A 23,258-nucleotide genomic window follows, 5' to 3' on the forward strand; every position below is an offset into this window, starting at 1 on the left:
TCGCCTGAATTTCCCGCAGCTCTTCTTCGTCCGATATTCGGGCGACAATACGCAATCAACTACGTCTTTGATACCGGAATCCGCCGCGGACGAGGCGCCGTAGCCGAACCGGGGGAATGACCGTCAGGCATGGTTCGCGACGATGAAATCGCCGGCGTGCAGGCTGCTCGCCACGAGATTCTTCAGGCGGATCGACTGGTGATCGTCGAGCGTGACCAGCGTGTCGGCTCCCTGTTGCGTGATGCCGAGATCGCTGAAGGAGTGGATGTTGGCAAACTTCTGCAGGTCGATCTTGTCCTGGCCCAGCTCGAAATCGACGATCGTGCTCTGAACCGGAAGCGTCGAATTCGCAAAGGCGAACTGGTCCTGCCCGTCGGTCCCGACGAGGGTGGGTCCCGTGGGCGGATCGACGACCAGCGTGCCGCCGTTGCCGTCGCTGGCGAAATGGAAGCTGTCGATGGTGTAGCTCCCGGCAAACTTGATGGTCGCGGTGTCGGTCCCGTCGGACAGCGTCAGCGTTCCGCCCAGATGGTCGGCGTTTTCGGTGTAGGTCACCCCGGTCAGGCTCGAGAAGCCGATGTCCTTGAGATCGAGGAGATCCGAATTGGCGGTGGTGCCGTCACCCGCAAAGCCGTTGATGACGCCGGTGAAATCGGCGGCGTGGTCGATCGCGAAGGTGCCGGTGGTTCCGGTCCCGTTGGCAAAGGTCACGCTCTGTGCGGAAGCCTCGCTGAGGTTCAGCACCGCGCCGGTCTCGATCGTCATGGGCGCGTCGGCGAGCGGATCATAAACGGTGGTGCCGCCATGACCGTCGCTCTGAAGGTGCCAATTCAAATCCCTGCCGAGGAACTGCAGGGTGACGGTGGTCGCACCGTTGTAGAAGTCGACGGTCGTGACGTTCGTGTCCGAATTGTACTGGGCCTGCGCCGACATCGAGGATGTCCAGGCGAGGTCCTTCATGTCGATCAGATTGCCGGTCGAGAGCGGAGCTCCGGCCGGAGAACCCGAGATGAGCCCGTGGAAATCCTTGGCATGGTCCAGGACCAGGGTGCCCAGACCGTTGTCGTAGTAGACGACGATCCCCGAAACGGAGCCCTCGATCTCGACGACGGCCTTGTTGGAAATCTCGATCGCTCCGCTACCGCTGACATTGCCCTTGATGTCGATCGTCGAAACGTCGTTCCCGGAGAACGGGCCGGCCTCGATCAGGCCATTGTCGACGACGTCGCCGTTCACGGTGAACACGGTGCCGGGCTCGGTCAGCAGCGTCACGCCGGAGTCGACGGTGAGGTCGTGGATCGTGACGTTGGCCGCGCTGTCGACGGTGTAGGGTTCGCCTGCGGCGAGCAGCTTCACGTCGTAGCTGGCCGCCAGCACGCCCAGGCTCCAGTTCGACGCCGTGTTCCAGTCGCCGCCGGCAGGATTGGTCCATTCATCGACCGGGGCGATCTCGACGATGGTGCCGCCGGCGCCGTCGCTGCTGGTGATGAAATGCGCGTCGCTGTAGTTGCCGATCAGCTTGAGCGTGATGCTGTGGTTGTGCGTATCGCTCACCACAAGGTTGCCGGTGACGGCGTCATAGGTCGCCGTGGTCCCGCTGTCCCAGGTGATGGTCGACAGATCGATCTTCTCGTTGGCGGCGAAGCCGGCGATCGAACCGCCGAAGGTCGTCGTGTCGATCTCGAGCTCGGCGCCGGCGCCGGCGAAAGTGACGGTTTGCGACACCACGTTCTTGATCTCGAGCGTCGCATTGGCGTCGATCGTGACCGAGCCGGCGCCGGACAGCGAGCCGAACAGCGTCAGCGTTCCGGTGTGGACCTCGATGAGGTGGCTGTTGACGATGGTGCCCGCGATCGACGCCGTGCCCCAGCTGTCGATGTCGCCGGAATTGCTGATGCCCGTTCCGTTCACCGAAATCGAGGCGCCATTGAGCAGATCGATTTCGCCGGCGTTGACGATCGAGGAGACGTTGCCGAAGACGCTGCTGCCGGCGACGGTCCAGATGCCGCCCGCATTGTTGTTGAAGGTCGCGCTCGCCACCGAGATGTTGCCGTTGATGTGGCCGGTGTTGTTGATGGTGATGGCGCCGCCGGTCTCGAAGATGGCATAGGTCGACGAGGTCACGCTGGAGGCGACGGCTGGCCCGATGGTGCCGGAATTGTCGATCGTCGCCGAGCCGGTCGTGTTTTCCTGGATGTAGATCGCCGCAAAGCCGGTCGCGCCCACGACCGAGCCGGTGTTGGTGATGTGCGTCGAGCCGGTCGCGGCCGGATCGCCCGGCACGACGCCGTTCTGATTGACACTGATGCCGACGCTGCTGGTGCTGGTGATATGGCCGTTATTGACAATGGTGACGGCGCCTGCGCCTGCGGCAAACGCGGACAGGCCGACGGCGCCGGTGGCGGAGCCGTTGTTGGTGACTGTGACGTCACCGCCGCCGTGATCGAAGGTGCCGATCGCGGTGCCCGCCGCGGTGATCGATGAGCCCGCGCCGGTCGTGACCGTGACCTTGCCGACGCCCCAGGTGAACGCCTCGATGCCGTAGCCGGCATCCGCGGTGATCGTCGCATCGCTCGTGACGGTGACGTCGCCCGTGACGGCGCTCGAGAAGACGCCGTTGCCGCCCGGCTTGTAGCCGGCGATGATCGCGCCCGGCGTGGTGCTATCACCATTCAGCGCTGAGCCGGAATGGATGGTGCCGTGCGCCACGACGGAGATCGTGCTGTCCGCGCCGCTCGCGATCGCCGCTGCGTAGTTGACGGCCACGATGCCGGAGCTGCCCGAGATGACGCTATCGCCGCTCGCCAGGGTGACGCTGATGTCGCCCTTGTCGATGCTATAGGCGAGAACGCCGTAGCTGGTCGTGCTCTTCACCGAGGCATTGGCACCGAGCGTGACGGTGACGTTGCCGGTGCCGCCGTTCAGCGCCTGGGCGCGGATACCGATGTCGGCACCGATGACGGTGGTGCCGGCGCCGTCGTTCACCGTGACGTCGCCATTGCCGTAATTGTAAGCGTGGATGCCGTAGCCGCCCGCAGCCGTGACATTGCCGTAGTTGTTGACGACGACGTTGCCATAGACGTTGGCATTGGCGGCAAAGCCAGTCGTCGCGCCGAGGTAGCCGGCCTCGAGGCCTGCCGGCGCGTTGCCGCTCTGATTGAGGCTCGCGCCGGAGCTGACCGTGCCGTAATTGGTGACGGTGATCGAGCTGTAATCCGAGGCCAGGAGCGCGTCGGCGCGATTGACTGCGACGATGCCGGAGCTTCCCGACGTGACGACGCTGCCGGCCTCCGTCCTGACGGTCGTGCTGCCTGAGCCGTAGCTGCGCGAGCGGATGCCGTAGATCGAGCTCCCCGTGACATTGCCGCCGGCATCGATCGTGACGTCACCATCGCCCTCGGTATGGACATCGATCCCATATGCGCCGCCCGCGGCGCCACCGAGCTGCTTGATGGTGATGTTGCCGTCGTTGCCGGCGTTGAGATTTTCGACAAGCAGGCCGACCGACCCAGCACCGGTCCCGGTCGCCTTGCCGGTGAGGTTGTTCACCGTGATGTCGCCGGCGCCGGTTGGGCCGTCGCGCAGCGTGATGCCGTTGCCGGCAAGGCCGGTAATGTTGCCGGTCGCCGTCAGCGAGATATCGCCTGCGCCGTTCTGCGTGACGACAATGCCCTTGGCGGCACCGGTCAATGCACCGGTGGGCGTGAGAATGATGTTGGCGGGCGCGGCGAGCGTGCCGCCCGACGCGGTGAAGTCGAGCGCATCGCCGCTCGATGTCGTGATGTCAGCCGCGCCTGTGACGGTGAAGGTGCCAGCCTTCGTCGACTGGCCGGCGATGGTGCCGGTAAAGCTCTGACCGACGACCTTGTCGAGCAGGAGCATATCGATGCCGCCAGCGAACGTAATGGTTTGCGCCGTCGCCCCCGCGAGCTCGAGCGTCGCGCCGTTGTCGATGATCAACAAGCCGGCGCCGCTGAGGCCGCCGGAGAGGTTCAACGTTCCGGCCTGGACCTCGATGGCGCCGGTGTTGGTGACCGCGGCCGAGATCGTGTTGAGGCCGGAGACCCCGTAGAGATTGCCGGCGTTGGTCAGATACCCGCCATTGATCGAGGAGACCCCGGACAGGTACAGCTTAGACGTGGCGTCGACCGCGACCGTCCCGCCGTCATTGGTGATCGTGACATCGGCCAGCTTCAGGATGCCGTGGTTGATCGCCTTGACATCGGCCGTGTTCACGATCAGGTCGCCGGAGACGTCGAGTTCGCCGTTGCTCACCTGGATCAGCGCGTGATTTGTGATGGTGTGCAGCGTCACTGGATCGATCGTCAGCGTGCCGCCGGTGACCGTGATCGTGCCGGTATTGGTGATATCGGCGTTGTTGATCGCGCTCGTGCCGGTCGATTCCAGCGTGCCCGCGATCGTCAACGTGCCGCCGTCGATGACTGCACCGACGAGATCGAGCGTCGAGCCGGACGCGACCGAAACCGCGCCGGCGTCGTTGGTCACCGTCATCGAGATCAGCTTCAGCGTGCCGCCATTGATCGCGGCCAGCGTGCCGGTGTTGGTGACGGCCTCATGGTCGATGTCGAGTTCGGCGCCATTGGCCCGAAGCGTGCCGGCGTTGGCGACGGTGGCCGAGGTGATGGTGGCGAGCGTCAGCAGGCCGCCAACCGCTTCGATCAGGCCGTTGTTGGTGATGGCAGCATCGGTGATCGTGGTCGCCCCAGACGAAGCCAGCGTGCCGAAAACGGAGAGTGCGCCGCCGGTCAGGCTCGCTCCCGCCAGTGTCAGCTTCTTGCTGGCATCGACCTTGACGGTGCCGCCATTGCCGATCGTGGCTCCCGCAATGGTGGCATCGTCGAGCGTCAGCGTGACGCCGTTTTCGACCGTGACCGCGCCCTTGTTCAGGGTTGCGTTGCCGTCGATCTGGCTGTTGCCGGTGACGTCGATCGTGCCGCCCTGCGCACCGCTGAAATTGTCGATGGTGCCGCCTGATATCTCGGTGCCGGACAGCGTCAGCGTCTGGCCATCGTCGATCCTGACAGTGTGGCCCGTGTTGGTGAGGACGTCGTTGAGCAGCGTCGCAGCGCCGGCGATCTCGAGCGTCCCGTTGTTGGTGATCGGGCCCTTGGACGCCGCCGACGCGCCCTGGATCCTGGCGCCGTCCTTGAGCTTGACGGTGTTGTCGAGCTCGATGCTGGAATTGTCAGTGATCACCGACCCGGACACGGTGATGCCGTCAAGCGTCAGCTTGGCATCGGCCGTGACTGCAGTGACGCTGAGCGTGGCGCCGCCGTCGATCCTGCTGGCGCCGGTGACGTCGATCGTGCCGCCGCCCTTGATGGCACCGCCGCTGAGCGTGATGTCGCCCAGGGTCAACGCGGCATTGCCATCGACGATAACTTTGCCGCTCGAATTATCGACCGTCGAGCCCTGGTCGATCGCCAACGCCCCGTTCGCCAGCACCTCGATGGTGCCGGCATTGGTGATCGTCTCGTGGTCGAGCGCGTTGCCGGTACCGCTGACCTTGAAGGTCGCGGTGTTGGCCAGGATGCCGCCGCTCAGCACGGCATTGCCGGTCAGATCGATCTCGCCGCTGTCGGTGACCGTGCCGGCGCCGCTGATGGTCGCGCCGTTGACGGTCAGCTTGCCGGTGGCATCGACCGTGATGTTGCCGGTGTTGGCGACCGTCGAGCCCTGGTCGATCGCCAGCGCCCCGTTCGCCAGCACCTCGATCGTGCCGGTGGTCGCATTCGTGATCGTCTCGTGGTCGAGCGCGTTGCCGGTACCGCTGACCTTGAAGGCCGCGTTGTTGTTGAGAATGCCGCCACTCACCACGGCATTGCCGGTCAGGTCGATCTCGCCGTTGTCGGTGACCGTGCCGGCACCGCTGATGGTCGCGCCGTTGACGGTCAGCTTGCCGCTGGCATCGACCGTGACGTTGCCGGTGTTGGCAACGGTCGAGCCTTGGTCGATCGTCAGCGCCCCGTTCGCCAGCACCTCGATCGTGCCGGCATTGGTGATCGTCTCGTGGTCGAGCGCGTTGCTCGCCCCGCTGACCTTGAAGGCCGCGTTGTTGGTCAGGCTGCCGCCGCTCAGCACGGCATTGCCGGTCAGGTCGATCTCACCGTTGTCGGTGATCGTGCCGGCGCCGCTGATCGTCGCGCCGTTGACGGTCAGCTTGCCGGTGGCATCGACCGTGACGCTGCCGGTGTTGGCGACCGTCGAGCCCTGGTCGATCGCCAACGCCCCGTTCGCCAGCACCTCGATCGTGCCGGCATTGGTGATCGTCTCGTGGTCGAGCGCGTTGCTCGCTCCGCTGACCTTGAAGGCCGCGGTGTTGGTCAGGATGCCGCCGCTCAGCACGGCATTGCCGGTCAGGTCGATCTCGCCGTTGTCGGTGATCGTGCCGGCGCCGCTGATCGTCGCGCCGTTGACGGTCAGCTTGCCGGTAGCGTCGACCGTGATGTTGCCGGTGTTGGCAACGGTCGAGCCTTGGTCGATCGTCAGCGCCCCATTCGCCAGCACCTCGATCGTGCCGGCATTGGTGATCGTCTCGTGATCGAGCGCGTTGCTCGCCCCGCTGACCTTGAAGACGGCGTTGTTGTTGAGGCTGCCGCCACTCAGCACGGCATTGCCGGTCAGGTCGATCTCGCCGTTGTCGGTGACCGTGCCGACACCGCTGATCGTGGCGCCGTTGACGGTCAGCTTGCCGCTGGCGTCGACGGTGACCGCGCCGTTGTTGGTGACGCTGGAGCCCTGGTCGACGGTCAGCCAGCCGTTCGCCAGCACCTTGATCGTGCCGGTGGAGGTGTTGGAGACGCTCTCGTGGGCGAACTCGGCCGTGCCCTTGACGTTGACCGTGCCGGAATTGTTCAGCGCGCCGTTTTCGATCAGGCTGGTGCCGTCGAGCTCCAGCGTACCCAGAATCGTGACAGTGCCGCCGTCGACCGTCGCGGTATCGACGATCAGCGTCGTGCCGGCATCGGCCTTCAGCGTGCCGCCGGCATTGGCGATGTCGGCCAGCATGTTCAGCGTGCCGCCGGACAGCTCGATCGTGCCCGAATTGGTGATCGTGGTGCCGCTGGCGAAATCACCGCCGCCCTGGAGCGTCAGATAGCCGGCATTGGTAAAAACGCTCGTGTCGAGGATCTCGGCCTTGCCGCCGACCGACATCGTGCCGGTCACAGCGTTGGTGAGGATCGAGTCCGCGCCCATGTTGAGCGCGCCTGATATCGTCAGCGAGCTCTGGTTGATCAGCTTCGGCGGCGGGCCGCCGAAATCGTTCATCGTCACTGACTTGGCGTAGGCCGCGCTGTCGATCGACACCGGATAGGACGGCGTCAGGCCGTGCAGCTGATCGGTGATGACGATGACGTCGTCATTGATGGTCGGGACGGTGCCGGTTTCCCAGTTGGCCGCGTCCTTCCAGAAGCCGCCGGAGGGCGCGCCGGCGTTGTCGGTCGCGATCCACACCACCGCGGGCGCGTCGGTGCCCGTGATCGTGACGGTGATGGTCTGCTGCGAGATGGCGCCTTGCGAATCCGTGAGTGTCACGGTGTAGGTCAGCGTCAGCACCTCGCCTTCCGGAATGAAGTCGGCGAGGTAGACGGGAAGGTCGGCCAGCGACCAGTTGATGGTGCCGGTGCCGTCCCCGGTGCTGTCGGCGCCTGCCGCGATCGCAACCGACATCGCGCTCTGGAACGCCGCGAGCGGCCCCGGCGGAACGGTGCTGCCATCAGGCAGGGTCGCGCTGGTCAGCGCCACCGACACCGTATGCTTGTCGGTGAGATCGACGTCGGTGAAGTCCAGCGTGCCCGACGTCGGCACATCGCTGCTGAGCGGGCCACCCGGCACGCTGGTGCCGCCTTCGAAGGTGATGACCGGAACGCTGGTCGAGATCACCGGCTTGTCGTTGGTGCCCGTGATCGTGATGGTGATCGGGATGAACGCGGACTCGGGGTTCACCTCGAAATTGGTATCGACGCGGACCATGTAGGTCAGCGTCAGCGTTTCTCCGGCCGCGAGGAAGTCGAAGACGTGGTCGGGGATCGTGTAGGTCAGGATCGCCGAACCGTTGTTGTTGTTACCGCCGTCGGCGACGACGCCGATCTGGATTTGTGTCGCCGCGATATCCTGCTTCTGGAGCGCGCTGAGCAAGCCGGTGACGTCGTGATGGCCGGCGTCCATGTAGACGTAGTTTGGTGCGTCAGCGAGGCTCACGCTCACCGTCGGCCGGTCGCCAAGGTTTTGGTCGACGAAGGTGATCCGGAAGATGATCGCGTCGGGACCCACGGTGTCGCCGGTCGCGTCCGCGCGGTCGCCGGTGGTGTCCGCGCGCTCGGTCAGCGCGAACGCCTTCTTCACATTGCCGCCCAAATCGAGACTTTGCGCCAGCGGCTGACCGGGAACACGAGTGGCGGACGGCGTGGAATTGCCGGGTGCCTCAGGTCCCTGCGGATTGAGGTTGACGAATGTCGCGATCACGACGGCGCCCGATCCCGACTTGAACACCAGATCCTGGCTGGTCTGCGTGATCGTGTCGGTGAAGTTCGTGGTCAGCTTGGTGTTGCTGTTGTTGTCGGTGAACTTCAGCGTGAACACGTCCGTGATCAGCTTCTGCACGTCCGGCGACATCAGCGCATTGGTGATCGAGACGTTGCCGCCGCTGATCTGGATCATCTGGCCGGCCTGGTTGACCGTCGCGATCGGCAGCAGCGTGACCTTGTCGAACAGGATGTAGGAACCCGTCGTGCCGTTCGGCTCGACCAGCACCTGGAAGCTCGCCTGCGGCTGCGGATCGCCGCCACCGGCGGGAACGACGAAGTTGATCTGGGTCAGCACCGCCGTGCCGCGGATGCCCATGGTGGCGACCGGCGTGTCGATCTTCATGTCGCCGTGCTTGGCGGTCTCGCCGGCGACGAAGGTGATGGTGCCCGCGACCAGGCTGAGCAGCGAGGAGTTGTTCGACCCGTTGGGGTCGTAGACCATCTCGTTCAGCACCATCCTCGCATTTGAGGACAGGCCGAACACGGTGCCGTCGATGAAGGTGATACCGAGCGTCGAATCGGCGCCGGTCGAGACGACGTCGCCCTTCTCGACATTGTCGCCGTTGTTCAGGATGACCGAAACGCCGTTGCGGACCGCGGTCGCGCTGCCGGAGAGTTTGGTGACGTGGCCGATGACCTGGGCCGCGGCGGCGCCGGGCGTGGCCTGCGCATATTGCACATGGCCCGTGAGCGCGCTGACGATGTCGCCGGTGAGGTGGGCGCCATCGGGCGAGGCGATCGCGGCGCGCTTGTCGCCCCTGAAATAATCGTGAACGACGAACTCGTGTCCCTCATGCGACAGCACGAGGTCGAGACCGGCGCGCTTGAACTCGCCCTTGAAGATCAGGTTCGGGTCGGGAACCACGAACGCGCCGTCGGGCACGTGACCGTGCGCCTTCGCGATGAAGGGCTTTGCGGTAAAGGAATCGCCATGGACATCGCCGGGCAAGTGGGAACCCTGGCCGTCCAAGAAGATCGCGGCGTCAAATTTGCCAGCGTAATTCAACCGGGCACCGTAAAAAGAGTTAAAATTTAAGTAAGTATCAACCGCCTAAGCTTGCATAGCATTACTAAACCATTAGCGAAACCATCTATTGCTTGTGTGATTTCGCGTCACTTGCCGATCGGAGCCCCCGAGGAGCAGTGCCCCCAGAGAGATGGCGAAGTATTCCTTGCAGTATTTTGAAGTCGAATTCGACCGATTTTCGCACATTTCCAGTCATCCAAAGTAAGCCGCCGTATAGATCAAGCGGCAGATACTCATGTCATCTTTTCTTCGTGGGGCCCCGTCGCATCCTGCGGCAAATACGGAACTAAATCTGTGACCCAACTAACAGAACCCGTGAAATAGCGGGTCGTTAGCCATAGGCGACAGAATCAGCGTGCCTGCAACTTCTGCCTGCAATTCGTTCCGTTTCGCGGCGAACGGACACCTCCTAGCCCCCGATTCGTAAAATTTTACGCAATTTGGGCAGACCCGTTTCAGCCTGTCCCACGGTTTTGGAGCCCCTGCCGGCCGCGTTAAGCAGAACAGAACCGCCCGTCTCGCACTATCTCCGCGAAAGCAACAAAGCCCGGCACGACCAGGTCGAGGGGGACCTGGCGAAGCCGGAAGGGGATGTCAGATGGAGACCGCTGCTCGCTCGCGCGCCTGGCGCGCAATCCTTGTCCTGTGCGGATTGGTCCTGTTCGGATCGGCCGCAGAGCTTCGTGCCGGCACGCTGCTGTCGCCGGGTGCCGGCGTTCTCGTGCGCAAATCCGCCGAACCGTTCGGCGTATTCGCCTTTGCCATCTCGTCCGGCAGCCTCCAGCAGAAATGGTCCGCGCTGAGGTCCAGGTTCGACGACGACATGGTGCAGCTCGCGCTGTGCGACGGCGACCGGGACAATTGCGCATCGCCTGCGGCACTCAAGCTGCTCGCCATCGTCGACCAGGCCCGCGCCCGCGACGGCCGCGCCCGGCTGGGCGAGACCAATCGCGCCATCAACCTCTCGATCCGGGCCGCCAATGACGGCATCGACGACGTCTGGAGCTCGCCGCTTGCGACCTTCGAGCGCGGCGCCGGCGACTGCGAAGACTACGCCATCGCCAAGCTGGCCGCGCTGCGGCTCGCCGGCGTTGCCACCGAGGACCTCCGCATCGTCGTGGTGCGCGACACCCGCGCCGGCGAAGAGCATGCGGTTGCCGCGGCAAAGCTCGACGGCCACTGGCTGATGCTCGACAACCGCCGCATGGCGATGGTCGAGGACGACGACGCGCGAGGCTACCAGCCGCTGTTCGTGCTCTACCAGTCGGCCGTGATGAAATATGTCGACGAGCCGGTGCGGCTGTCGATGGCTCCCGCCGAGGCGCATTGATCTTGTAGCCCGCGTGGAGCCAACGGGCTACAGCTCACTCATAGACCTCGCCCACAAACCCATTCCACCGCGCGATCCGGGACGCTAGCATGCCTCCGGCAAAGCGGGGGGCGACCGGAATGCGGTTCATCGGACTGATTGTGCTTGCGCTGCTGACGCTCGCCGCACCCGCGTTCGCGCAATCCGGCCCATCCGACCGCTCCATCGCCGACAAACTGCCGCTGTTCGCCAAGAACAACTGCCAACAGATTCGCGACCCCGGCAATCAATTGTTCTGCGGTGACGCCGAGCTTGCTGCCGCCGCCGAGAAGCTGAGCACGGCAATCGAGGCACGGCTCGCCCGCCTGCCCGATCGCCTGCCGGCGATCGAGGAAAACGCCATCTGGATCCGTCAGCGCAACCTCGGCTGCGGCATCGTCGGCGAGACCCGGGTCCGTGCCGACGAGGTCGACCGGGTCAAGGCGTGCCTTCTCAAGGTGACCGAGGAGCGCGCCGCGATCCTGCGCGATCCGGATTTCGACTGTCTCGCGGCCAACACCGCGGCGGGCGCGCTGATCTGCGCCGACCCGTCGCTGGCACTTGCCGAGACCGAGTTGAATAGCCAGGTGCTCGGCCTGATCGGCAAACTGGACCCGACCGCGGCCCGCTTTGCCTTCGCCGAATACGGCCGGTGGACGCGAGAGCGCGACCGCAGATGCAATCTCGTCGGCAAGGAGAACGTGCCGCTGCAAGAGCTCGAATCCGCGGAAAGCTGTCTTGCCGACTACCTGACGCACAAGACCGACGAGATCCGCGCCGCCAAGGGTGATCCGAAGAAGGTGTTCGGCCGGCAGGTCGCGGCCCGGTCGCCCGACACCGACGCCGTCGACTTCTGCGCCGCACGGATTCACGCGGCCAATTCGTGCGGCAATTTCCTGCGCATCAACCGCGTCTACGCCATCGACAGCCAGGTGACCGACCAGGAGGCGCAGGTCACGGGCGAGATCGAAATGGTCGTGCTGGCGCCCTTCACCACATGCAGCAAGGTCGCCTCCGCCTGCACCGGCACCTGCTGGGACGCCAGGACGGGTCGTCCGCAGCCGGGAGCCGCCGGCAACAAAGAGCGCTCCGCGGACGCCTTCAACGTCACGCGCCGCCTCAGGATCCAGCGCACCTTCGCCTTCGTGAAAGCCGCCGACGGCTGGCGCTGCCGAGAAGACGAACTGACACCGGTGAATTCGGGTACCGCGGGCGGGGGATCGTAGGTCTTTCTTCTCCCTCTCCCCGCTCTTCGCGGGAGAGGGTTGGGGTGAGGGGCAGCTTCCGCAAAGACGGTGAAAGACGGACTCGCGGAGACTTCCCCTCACCCGGAATTTGCTCCCGCAAATTCCGGCCTCTCCCCGCACGCGGGGAGAGGCGAAGAAGCATCAGAACATCAGATTGTCCTTCACCAGCACCCAGCGGCCGTTCTTGACCTGCTGGACCTGTGTGATGGTGGTGGCGAGATGGTTGGTCTTCGAGAACACCGTCGGCGGCGAATTGAAGATGTCCTGGAACTTGTCGCCGGACTCCAGCGCGTCGAGCATCTTCTGGCCAGTGAGATCCTTGCCAGCCTTGTTGGCATAATGCGCGAACGTCATCACCGCATTGTAGCCGATGATCGCCTGGGTGTTGGCGTCGGCGTTAAACATCTTCTTGTAATTGACGAGCCAGTCCTTCACCTTTCCTTTCGCGGTGTCTTCATAGGGAATTTCGAAGTTCGAAGCGGCATACAAGCCTTCCACCACTTCCTTGCCGAGCGCCGGCACTTCGAGCACGTTAACGGGCGTGGCGCCGAGGAAGGTGACGTCCCATCCGAGCTTCTTCGCTTCACTCATCGTGCCGATCGGCTCACGGAGGACCGCGCCGAGCACGACGAGGTCGCAGCCGTCGGACTTCATCTTGGCGACCTGCGCCGAGAAGTCGGAGGCGCCGCGCTTGTAGCTCGTGATCGAGGCCGGCTGCACCTTCATGGCGGCGAGCTGCTGGTTGAAGCCATCGAGCACGTTTTTTCCGTACTCGTCGTCCTGATGCATGATGCACGGCTTCTTGAAATTCTTTGTCTCCATCATGTATTTGAGCGCCGCGCGCGTGCTCTCGACATAGGGCAGGAGGTTGTTGAACTTCAGCCGCTCCTGCGGCTTGGCCGGATCGAACTTGAAGGTGAACTCCGCCGCCGTCAGCGGGAAGAGCTGAAGCACCCCGGCGTCGAGCAGGATGTCCTGCGCGGCGAGCACGGTCGGCGATCCCATTGGCCCCACCATCGCGAAGATCTTGTCGCGCTCGATCAGTTTTTGCGACGCCAGCACGGCCTTTTTCGGATCATAGCCGCTGTCCTCGACGACCAGCCGGATCTTGCGGCCGTTGATCCCGCCGGACGCATTGATCTCCTCGGTCGCCATCTTCATGCCGTTTGCGACCGGGACGCCCCAGCCCTTGATCGGACCCGACAGGTCCTGGTGCGTGCCGATGACGATCTCGGATGCCGAGATGCCCTCGTTGGTGACCTTGGTCTGCGCTGCCGCCGGCAGATGCGTGAGCACGACTGCGCTCACCGCAAGGCCGAACGCCCTGAACGATTTCGACATTGACGTCTCCTCTCCCTGGCCCGTGTTGCGCGAAGGGCGTGGCCATCGCTCCTTCGCTGATTTCAACGTCTCCGGCGCACGGCCTTCCGGCCGGGCGCCTCACGCCACCGCACGCTCGCGATACATCGCCTCGATCTCGGCGGCGTAGCGCTTGTTCACGAAGCTGCGCTTCAGCTTCATGGTCGGCGTCAGCTCCTCGTCCTCCGGCGTGAGCTGGCGTTCGATCAGGAAAAACCTCTTGATGGTCTCGACGCGGGCGAAATTGACGTTGACCTGCTCGATCTCGCGCCAGATCAGGTCCTGGATCTCCGCCGCCCGGCAAAGGCTCGCATAATTGGTGAAGGGGATGTCGTGGTCCTGGGCGAACTTCTCGACATTCTCCTGGTCGATCATGACGAGGCAGGTGAGATACGGCCGCTTGTCGCCGATCACAACGGCGTCCGAGATGTAGGGCGAGAATTTGAGCTGGTTCTCGATCTCGGACGGCGTGATGTTCTTGCCGCCTGAGGTGATGATGATGTCCTTCATCCGGTCGGTGATGCGGACGAAGCCTTCATTGTCGATGGTGCCGACGTCGCCGGTATGCAGCCAGCCGCGCGGGTCGATGGCCTCTGCCGTCTTCTCCGGCTGATTCAGATAGCCCATGAACAGGAAGTCGCCCTTGATCAGGATCTCGCCGTCGGGCGACAGCGCGACCTCGCCCCAGGACACGGCGGTGCCGACCGAGCCGAGCTTGATCCGCGTCGCCGGCATCATGGTGGCGACGCCGCAATTCTCGGTCTGGCCGTAGACCTCGTGCATGTCGATGCCGAGCGCGAGATACCAGCGGATCAATTCCGGGGCGATCGGCGCCGCGCCGGTGAAGGCGATGCGGCAGCGATCGAGCCCGATCATGCGGCGGATGTTGCGGAAGGCGAGCCGGTAGGCGAGGCCGTTGGCGAGGCGCAGCGACAGCGGCGGCGTCCTGCCCTCGATCCGGCAATCGACCATGCGGTAGCCGATCCCGATGGCACGGCGGTAGACCCATTGCTGGAGCGGTGTCGCATCCTTCAGCGCGATGGTGATGGCGGAATAGAATTTTTCCCAGATGCGCGGCACCGCGAGGAAGATGGTCGGCTGCACCTCGCGTAGATTGTCCGGCACCGTCTCCGGGCTTTCGGCAAAATTCATCACGGAGCCGAGCGCGACCGAGATGTAATAGCCGCCGATGCGCTCGGCGACGTGGCAGAGCGGCAGGAAGATCAGCCGGTCTTCGTTCTCCCGCGCCGGGATGAAGTCGTTGGCATGCCGCATCTGGTGCGTGACGCTGCGGTTGGCGTGCATCGCGCCCTTGGGGGGACCGGTCGTGCCGGACGTATAGACAAGGACCGCGAGATCGCTCGGGCTGCGGCTGTCGATCATCTCCTGCCACAGTGCCTCGCACCCGACCATATGGTTGCGCCCGAGCGCGCGAAATTCGTCGAGCGACATCACCATGTCGTCGGAGAAGCCGCTGAGGCCCTCCATGTCGAACACGACGATCCTTTGCAGGGACGGGCAGCTCGAGCGGCAGGTGAGGATCTTGTCGAGCTGCTCCTCGTCCTCGGCGAAGATCACCTTCGTGCCGGAATCGTTGACGAGATACTGAACCTGGGATGAGGCATCGGTCGGATAGATTCCGGAGGAGACGCCGCCGGCGCACAGGATGCCCATGTCGGCATAGACCCATTCCGGCACGGCATTGGCGATGATGGAGGCGACGTCGCCGGGCATGAAACCGATCGCGCGAAGCGCGTAGGCGATCTCTTTTGAGATCTCCAGCCATTCGCGCCAGCTCGTCGGCTGCCAGATGCCGAACTTCTTCTCGCGGATCGCCGGCTTGTCGCTCCGCGTCTCCGCGGCGCGCAAGAAGCTTTTCGCGATCGTATCAGCGACCGTCAGCACCGCCGATCGGGCCATGCGCGTCTCCTCCTTGTCGCGTTCCCCTCCGCTGCCTGCCTTGCCGGCGGTCTATGTCTTTCGGACGGGCAATCCCATTTAACGCCAATTCCTGCTTTAACGCCAAAACTTCCTTTAACGGCCAAGTCTTCTAACGCCAGGTCTTCTAACGCCACGTCTTCTTCTTTTTCCAGCGCCGCTCGCCTCGCGCGCCCGCTTCCTTGGCACCAAGGTAGAATTCCTGGATGTCCTGGGAATGCATCAAGCGGTCGCAGCTGTCGTTCATCACGATGCGGCCGATCTCGAGCACATAGCCGTAATGCGCCGTCTCCAGCGCCACCTTGGCGTTCTGCTCGACCAGCAGGATCGACATGCCCTGCTCCTCGTTGACCCGGCGGATGATGGTGAAGATCTCCTTCACCAGCAGCGGCGACAGGCCGAGCGAGGGCTCGTCGAGCAGCAGCAAGGTCGGCCGGTTCATCAGCGCACGGCCGATCGCGAGCATCTGCTGCTCGCCGCCGGAGAGCTGGCCGGCCGGCTGGTCGATGCGCTCCTTCAGTCGCGGAAAATAGCCGTAGACGCGCTCCAGATCCTCCGCGACGCCGCCACGGTCCTTGCGTGGATAGGCGCCCATCATCAGGTTCTCGCGCACGGAGAGGAACGGGAACACCTCGCGCCCCTCCGGCACGTGGCTGAGGCCCAGCCGCACGATCCGGTCGGCCTCCATGCGCTGGATCGGCTTGCCCATGAACTCGATCGTGCCCTTCTGCGGATCGAGAATGCCGGAGATCGTCTTCAGCACCGTGGTCTTGCCGGCGCCGTTGGCGCCGAGCAGCGTGACGATGCGGCCGCGCGGCACCTCCAGCGAGATGCCGCGGATCGCCATGATCGGCCCGTAATAGCTCTCGATGTTGGAGAGCTTCAGGATGACGTCTGGTGTCACCGCGGCATCCATCGCATCAGGCTCCCAGATACGCGGCGACGACATCAGGGTGCCGCTGCACCTCAGCCGGCGAGCCCATCGCCAGCACGCGGCCGTAGTTCAGCGCGATGACGCGATCGGAGACGCGGTTGACCAGCGACATGTCGTGCTCGACCATCAGCACGGTGATGCCGAGCTCGTTCTTCATGTCGCGGATCCAGAACGACATGTCGTCGGTCTCCTCGACATTGAGGCCCGAGGACGGCTCGTCGAGCAGGATCAGCTTCGGCTCCGAGCACAGCGCCCGCGCCAGCTCGATCACCTTGCGCACGCCGTAAGGAAGGCCCGAGATCAGCTTGTCGCGGTAGGGTTCGAGGTCGAGGAACTCGATGACCTGCTCGACCCGGCGGCGATGCACTTTCTCGTTGGCACGCACGCTGGGCAGGAACAGAAGCTCCTGCCAGAGCTGCGTGGTGGAATGGCGGTGGCGTCCGACCAGGAGGTTGGACAGCACGGTCGCATTCTCGAACAGCTCGATGTTCTGGAAGGTGCGGGCGATGCCGAGTCTTGCGATATCGTAAGGCGGCTGCTCGGTGATGTCCTGGTCCTCGAAGAAGATGCGGCCCGAGGTCGGCCGGTAGATGCGCGAGATCAGGTTGAAGATCGAGCTCTTGCCGGCGCCGTTGGGACCGATGATCGAGAGGATCTCGCCCTTCTCCACCGCGAACGACACCGCATCGACGGCCTTGAGGCCGCCGAAATGCAGCGACAGATTCTCGGCGCGGAAATAGCTCATCGGTTACGCTCCGACTTCACGTAGATCTTCTGCCGCTTGAAGGTGGCGCGCTTGTAGAGCGGGAAGAGCTGGAAGAAGAGCTTGATCTTGAGCCAGCGGCCGTAGAGCCCGAGCGGCTCGAACAGCACGAACAGCACGATGATGATGCCGTAGATCGCGCCCTTCAGCCCGTTGAGCGAGGCGAAGGCTGCGACCGTGGACTGGACGTTGGCCGCTCCTTGCGTGCCGGCACCGAAAGCGGCGGCAATGCCGGCGATGATGCCAGGCATGTCGTCCTTCAGATAGGTCAGGAACGGGTCGATCATCACGATGAAGATCGCGCCCAGCACGGCGCCGTGCAGGCTGAAGCTGCCGCCGATCAGGATCACGATGATGAACTCGATCGAGAGCTGGAGCGTGAACATCTCCGGCGAAATGAAGGAGAGCTTGTGCGCGAACAAGACGCCGGCAAAGCCGGTGATTGCCGCCGAGATCGCAAAGGACTTCACCTTGTAGAGCGCGACGTTGACGCCCATGCTGCGCGCCGCGGTCTCGCTGTCGCGGATTGCGACGAAGGCGCGGCCCGTCGGCGAGCGCAAGAGATTGAGCGTGCCGACGATGGTCAGCACCAGCACGGCAAGACACAGGAAATAGAAGGTCGGGCTGTCGCGCGGCACCGCGACGCCGAGCAGCGACAGCGTCTTGATCCGCATGCCCTCGTTGCCGTTGGTGACGGTCTCCCAGCGCGCCAGGACCTCCTCGACGATCAGGGCAAAGGAGATGGTGGCGATGACGAGATAGATGCCCTGGAGCCGCAGCGCGGGAAAGCCGACCATCGCGCCAATGCAGCCGGTCAGAAGACCTGCGGCGAGGAAGTAGACCGGGAACGGCACGTTGTATTTCTGCAAATAGGCCGCCGTGTAGGCGCCGATCGCGAGGAACGCCGCGTGCCCGAGCGAGGCCTGGCCGGTGAACCCGGTCAGGATCAGCAGCGCCACGCCGACGGTTGCATAGATGCAGACGAAGACGAGCTGGCTCATCAGATAGCTGGAGAGCACGTAAGGCGCGATCAGCAGCAGCGCGAGCAGGATGCCGTAGGAGACGAAATAGCCCGAATGCGGGAACAGCTTGATGTCGTCTTCGTAGTCGGTCTTGAACAGGAAGCGCATGGCGTTCAGACCTTCTTGCGGACGTGAAGGCCGAACAGGCCTTCGGGCTTGAGCAAGAGCACGGCGAGCAACACGATGTAGGGCGCGGCGTCCTTCCAGCCCTCGGCCAGATAGAAGCCGGCCATGCTCTCGATCACGCCGATCAGGACGCCGCCGACCACCGCGCCGGGGATCGAGCCGAAGCCACCGAGGACAGCGGCGGGGAATGCCTTGAGGCCGAGCACGAGGCCGACATTGGAGTGGATGAAGGTGATCGGCGCCAGCAGCACACCGGCGCAGGTCGCGACCGCCGCGCTGATGGCCCAGACGATCGACACCACGCGCTTGACCGGAATGCCCATGTAATAGGCCGCCAGCATGTTCTCGGAACTGGCGCGCATCGCGGTGCCGAGCGTGGTCTTGTTGAAGAACAGCCAGAGCAGCGTGCACAGGATCATCGTCGCCGCGATCACCGAGAGCTTGTCGTAGGCGAGCACCAGCGAGCCGATGCGCAGCACGCCCTGGCTGAACGGCGTCTCGATCTTCAGATCGTCGGTGCCCCAGATCATGCCGGCGATCGAACGCAGGAAGTAGCCGAGCCCGATGGTCGCCATGATGATGGAGAATTGCGGATAGCCGAGGATCGGGCGCACCACCACGCGTTCGGCCAGCATGCCGAACAGCGCCATCGCGGCCACCGCACCGGCGAAGCCGATCCAGTAGTTCAGGCCCATCATGCCGATGAAGGTGAAGGCGAGGAAGCCGCCCAGCATCATCAGATCGCCCTGGGCGAAATTGACGACCTCGGTCGCCTTGTAGACCAGCACGAAGCCGAGCGCGATCAGGCCGTAGACGCAGCCGAGCGCAACACCGCTGACCAGCTGCTGAACGAAATCCAGCATCGCCGCGCTTCCTCCTGACGCAACCGGCGGTTCTTCGATCGCCACGTCGCATCTTGTGTTCAGTCGCTACGCAGTCGTTTCGCTGCGTTAGCGCCATTTGTCCCGGCGCCAATTCAGCCTGAACCGCCAAGCGCTGTCAACAAACGGTGACTTGCCTTTAGTCCAAGACGGATGACGGAATTTGCGGCAATGCGATTCACCGCGCCGAAACATCTTCGGGTCATGGTCGCGGGCGATGCAAAATCGGATGGTGTGGCCGTCATGAAGCCGGACAGCTCGGCGCTCGAAGTCCGAGGGTTAACGAAGCGTTTTGACCGTCTGGCGGTCGATGGCCTCGACCTCACAATTCACGCCGGTGAATTCTACGCCCTGGTCGGCCCCAACGGCGCCGGCAAGACCACCACTTTGCGCATGGTTGCTGGCCTCTTGCGGCCCGACTCCGGCGCGGTCTCGATCTTCGGCATCGATGCGCTGGAAAACCCCGTCGCCGCCAAGCAGGTGATGGCGTGGGTGTCCGACGAGCCGATGATCTATGACAAGCTAACCCCGCTCGAATATCTCGAATTCGTCGCCGGGCTCTGGGGCATCGCGCCATCCGTCTCGGAACCGGTCGCCGAGGGGCTGCTCAGCTCGCTCGGGCTCGAGGCGCACCGGCACGAACGCTGCGAGGGCTTTTCCAAGGGCATGCGCCAGAAGGTGGCGCTGGCCGGCGCGCTGGTGCACGAACCCCGCCTCATCATCCTCGACGAGCCGCTGACGGGGCTCGATGCCGTCTCCGCCCGCCACGTGAAGGGCCTCCTGAGCGAGCGCGTCCGCGCCGGCTGCACCGTGATCATGACCACGCATATTCTCGAGGTTGCCGAGCGCATGGCCGACCGCATCGGCGTGATCGCCTCGGGCCGCCTCGTCGCCGAAGGCACGCTCACCGAGCTGCGCCAGCAGAACGGCCATGCCGACACCAGCCTGGAAGATCTCTTCATCGCACTGGTGACGCTCCAGGAAGCCGCATGAGCTCGGCGACTGCGCTGTCCTGGTTTGCCCGCCACGAGCTCCGGCTTGCCTGGCGCGAATGGCTCGCCGTGATGACCGGCGGCCGGCGCAAGCGGACGCGCGCCGCCGTCATCGGCCTGCTTCTCTTCGCAGCGCTCCTGCACGTGCCGGCCTGGGCGGTGATCGGCCGCCTCGCCGACCTGCAACTGCCGCTCGACAAATCCTCGCTGATCGTGATCACGGCAACCATCTTTCTGGCCTGGACCTTGATGCTGTCGCAGGCGATCGAATCGGTGACGCGGGCGTTTTATGCCCGCGCCGATCTCGATCTGATCATGTCTTCGCCGGCGACGCTGGCCAACCTGTTCTCGGTGCGCATCGCCGCGATCGCGCTCGCCGTCACGGTGCTGGCGCTGTTGTTCTCGACACCCTTCATCGACGTGCTGGTGATCGGCGGCGGACCGCGCTGGCTTGCGGCGTTCGGCGTCGTCGTCGCGATGGGCCTGTCGGCTGCGGCGATCGCGATTGCCGTCACCATCCTGCTGTTTCGCCTGATCGGCCCGGCGCGGACGCGCTTCGTGGCGCAGATCCTCGCCGCCATCATCGGCGCCGGCTTCGTGATCGCGCTCCAGGTCGCCGCGATCATGTCCTATGGCACGCTGTCGCGCATCACCATCCTGACCTCCGGCACCTTTGCCGAACACGCCCCCGACCTCGACAGTATCTGGTGGTGGCCGGCGCGGGCAGTCATGGGCGACAGCGAGGCACTGCTGCTGCTTCTCGCGCTCGGGCTGGTGCTGCTGGGCAGCGTCATGGCGATCTTCTCGGGCCGCTTTGCCGACACCGCGATCGACGCCGCGGCGTACGGCACATCCGGCCGCCGAAGCGCGCAGCGGCCGTTCCGCGGCGGATCGCGGCAGCAGGCGCTGCGCCGCAAGGAATTTTCGCTGCTCTGGCGCGATCCCTGGCTGATCTCGCAGACCCTGATGCAGTTGCTCTATCTGGTGCCGCCGGCGCTGCTGCTCTGGCGCAGCTTCGCCGACCGCTCTGCCGCACTGACGCTGATCACGCCTGTGATCGTGATGGCGGCGGGACAGCTCGCCGGCGGGCTGGCCTGGCTGACGATCTCGGGCGAGGACGCCCCCGACCTGGTCGCGACCGCGCCGCTGACGCCGTCCAGCGTCATTCGCGCCAAGATCGAGGTGGTGCTGATCGCGATCGCGGTCATCTTCTGCCCGCTGGTCGCGACGCTGGCGTTTGCCTCGCCGATCCAGGCTGCGGTCAGTGCCGTTGCGATCATCATCAGCGCGGCCTCCGCGACCGCGATCCAGCTCTGGTTCCGGGTGCAGGCCCGGCGCAGCCAATTCCGCCGCCGCCAGACCTCCTCGCGGCTTGCGACCTTCGCCGAAGCCTTCTCCTCGATCGGCTGGGCCGCGACCGCCGCGTTGCTGCTCGCGCTGCCGCTTGCCGGCCTCATCAGTGGCCTGATCACCGCGAGCCTCGTCGCCATCACCTGGAAATTCAGCCCGCGGCGGGAGTGAGGGTGCGACACTGACGCGCTGTTGATCGCAGGCCATTGGCTCTGTGCTGCGTTGCACGCTAGACTTCCCCTGAGGTCATCGGGGACGGATATGTGGCAACTTGTTTCGGCGGCTCTGGCGCTGTTCGGCGCGTTCCTCTCGCCTGCCCTCGCCCAGCAGCAGCCACAACGCAGCGAGTGCCTGGCGATGGCCAACACCGCGCCGCGCGCCATGCCGGTCGCCTTCCGGCAGGCGGCTGGCGCGGCCGAGGTCGAGATCACCTATGCCGGCCACTCCACCTACACCATCGACACGCCCGGCGGCCTGCGCATCGCGACCGACTATAGCGGCGCCTATCAGGTCGGCCGGCTGCCCGATGTGGCCACCATGAACCGGGCCCACAGCACCCACTACACGCTCTTCCCCGACAAGCGCATTCCCCATGTGCTGCATGGCTGGAGCGAGGACGGCAAACCGGCCATCGTGTCGGAACGCATCGGCGACACCTTCGTCCGCAACGTCACGACCGACATCCGCCGCTATTTCGGCGACGATGCCGGCACCGACATGATCCGCGACGGCAATTCGATCTTCATCTTCGAGGTCGCCGGCCTCTGCATCGGCCATCTCGGCCACCTCCACCACAAGCTCGACGACAGCCATTTCGCCCAGATCGGGCGGCTCGACATCGTGATGGTGCCGATCGACGGCACCTACACCATGTCGCTGGACGGCATCTCCGAGATCACCAAACGGCTGCGCGCCTCGGTGGTGCTGCCGATGCACCGTTTCGCCACCCCGCTCGACGATTTCATGCGCCGGATCGGCCAGCAGTTCGAGATCGACCGGCGCCTCGAGCGCTCCTTCCGGATGTCGCGCGATGCGCTGCCGTCGAAGCCGACGGTGATCATCCTCGACGGCGTCTGAGGCGCAATTTTCTCCAAGCCGGCTGCCGCGCATTGGTGCTGATCTTCCCGCAACAGGAGATCGACATGACCGATTTTGCGCGATTGTTGCACGCGGATGGACCGAACGCGGAGCATGAAGCGGCGCTCCGGCTTTACGGCCAGTTCGTCGGCGACTGGGATGCCGAGATCACCGCCCACGGCCCCGATGGAACGAAACACGTCGCGCCCGGCGAAATCCATTTCGGCTGGGTGCTGGAAGGCCGCGCCGTCCAGGACGTCTGGATCATTCCCCGTCGCACCGGCAGCCCGGCCTTTCCGATCGCCGGCAATTGGTACGGCACGACGCTGCGGGTCTATGACCCCTCCATATCCGCGTGGCGAATCTCCTGGTTCGATCCCGGCCGCAGCGTGTTCCGCCAGCAGATCGGCCGTCCGCGCGGCGATGACATCGTGCAGGAAGGCACGACCGAGTCCGGCGACCTGACGCGGTGGAGTTTTACGGAGATTGCCGGCGACTCCTTCCATTGGCTCGGCGAGGTCAAGCCGACCGCGGCGTCTGACTGGCGGCTTGTGGTCGATGTGAGGGCGAAGCGGCGCAAGGGCTGACGACGGCGCCGTTGTGCTCGCGGTGAAGGGCGCGGTTGCGCGGCGCGCGCTGCTGTAC

Annotated in this window: 13 protein-coding genes; 6 read left to right on the forward strand and 7 right to left on the reverse strand. The window is 64.6% G+C overall.

Annotation, left to right across the window (positions count from 1 at the left end; genetic code table 11):
• Positions 1 to 123 precede the first annotated feature (123 nt).
• On the reverse strand, positions 124 to 9,498 hold the full coding sequence (locus XI09_RS22990; protein WP_271568880.1) for a FecR domain-containing protein: 9,375 nt from the start codon (positions 9,496 to 9,498) through the stop codon (positions 124 to 126).
• A 676-nt stretch (positions 9,499 to 10,174) separates the two neighbouring features.
• On the opposite strand from XI09_RS22990, the gene XI09_RS22995 reads away from it, so the two are divergent.
• The gene (locus XI09_RS22995) at positions 10,175 to 10,906 is read left to right on the forward strand and encodes a transglutaminase-like cysteine peptidase (RefSeq protein WP_271568881.1); all 732 of its coding nucleotides are present in this window, start codon (positions 10,175 to 10,177) and stop codon (positions 10,904 to 10,906) included.
• Positions 10,907 to 11,025: 119 nt separating this feature from the next.
• A complete protein-coding gene (locus XI09_RS23000; RefSeq protein ID WP_271568882.1) occupies positions 11,026 to 12,150 on the forward strand; it encodes a lysozyme inhibitor LprI family protein in 1,125 nt (374 codons plus the stop codon).
• A 162-nt stretch (positions 12,151 to 12,312) separates the two neighbouring features.
• On the opposite strand, the gene XI09_RS23005 is transcribed toward XI09_RS23000, so the two are convergent.
• From XI09_RS23005 to XI09_RS23030, 6 genes are all read right to left on the reverse strand, one after another.
• Positions 12,313 to 13,512, reverse strand: a complete 1,200-nt coding sequence (locus XI09_RS23005; RefSeq protein WP_271568883.1) for an ABC transporter substrate-binding protein — start codon at positions 13,510 to 13,512, stop codon at positions 12,313 to 12,315.
• A 99-nt stretch (positions 13,513 to 13,611) separates the two neighbouring features.
• On the reverse strand, positions 13,612 to 15,450 hold the full coding sequence (locus tag XI09_RS23010) for an AMP-dependent synthetase/ligase (protein WP_271568884.1): 1,839 nt from the start codon (positions 15,448 to 15,450) through the stop codon (positions 13,612 to 13,614).
• A gap of 145 nt (positions 15,451 to 15,595) precedes the next feature.
• On the reverse strand, positions 15,596 to 16,384 hold the full coding sequence (locus XI09_RS23015; protein ID WP_271568905.1) for an ABC transporter ATP-binding protein: 789 nt from the start codon (positions 16,382 to 16,384) through the stop codon (positions 15,596 to 15,598).
• A 4-nt stretch (positions 16,385 to 16,388) separates the two neighbouring features.
• Positions 16,389 to 17,147 carry an ABC transporter ATP-binding protein gene (locus tag XI09_RS23020; protein ID WP_271568885.1) on the reverse strand — a complete coding sequence of 253 codons (759 nt, stop codon included), beginning with the start codon at positions 17,145 to 17,147 and terminating at the stop codon, positions 16,389 to 16,391.
• On the reverse strand, positions 17,144 to 18,295 hold the full coding sequence (locus tag XI09_RS23025; RefSeq protein ID WP_271568886.1) for a branched-chain amino acid ABC transporter permease: 1,152 nt from the start codon (positions 18,293 to 18,295) through the stop codon (positions 17,144 to 17,146). The genes XI09_RS23020 and XI09_RS23025 overlap by 4 nt, the downstream gene beginning before the upstream one ends.
• A gap of 5 nt (positions 18,296 to 18,300) precedes the next feature.
• Entirely contained in the window at positions 18,301 to 19,176 is an 876-nt protein-coding gene (locus tag XI09_RS23030; RefSeq protein WP_271568887.1) for a branched-chain amino acid ABC transporter permease, read from the reverse strand.
• 261 nt (positions 19,177 to 19,437) lie between these two features.
• Between XI09_RS23030 and XI09_RS23035 the strand changes: the two genes are divergently transcribed.
• The 4 genes from XI09_RS23035 to XI09_RS23050 all read left to right on the forward strand — a co-directional run bounded on the left by XI09_RS23035 (position 19,438) and on the right by XI09_RS23050 (position 23,200).
• Positions 19,438 to 20,187 carry an ABC transporter ATP-binding protein gene (locus tag XI09_RS23035; RefSeq protein WP_271568906.1) on the forward strand — a complete coding sequence of 250 codons (750 nt, stop codon included), beginning with the start codon at positions 19,438 to 19,440 and terminating at the stop codon, positions 20,185 to 20,187.
• Positions 20,184 to 21,707: a permease gene (locus XI09_RS23040; protein ID WP_271568888.1), complete on the forward strand. Its 1,524-nt coding sequence runs from the start codon at positions 20,184 to 20,186 to the stop codon at positions 21,705 to 21,707. Before XI09_RS23035 ends, XI09_RS23040 begins: the two co-directional genes overlap by 4 nt.
• 90 nt (positions 21,708 to 21,797) lie before the next feature.
• Entirely contained in the window at positions 21,798 to 22,613 is an 816-nt protein-coding gene (locus XI09_RS23045; RefSeq protein ID WP_271568889.1) for an MBL fold metallo-hydrolase, read from the forward strand.
• A gap of 65 nt (positions 22,614 to 22,678) precedes the next feature.
• Entirely contained in the window at positions 22,679 to 23,200 is a 522-nt protein-coding gene (locus tag XI09_RS23050) for a hypothetical protein (RefSeq protein WP_271568890.1), read from the forward strand.
• Positions 23,201 to 23,258 lie beyond the last annotated feature (58 nt).

Source organism: Bradyrhizobium sp. CCBAU 11386 (assembly GCF_028128955.1).
Taxonomy (GTDB): Bacteria; Pseudomonadota; Alphaproteobacteria; order Rhizobiales; family Xanthobacteraceae; genus Bradyrhizobium.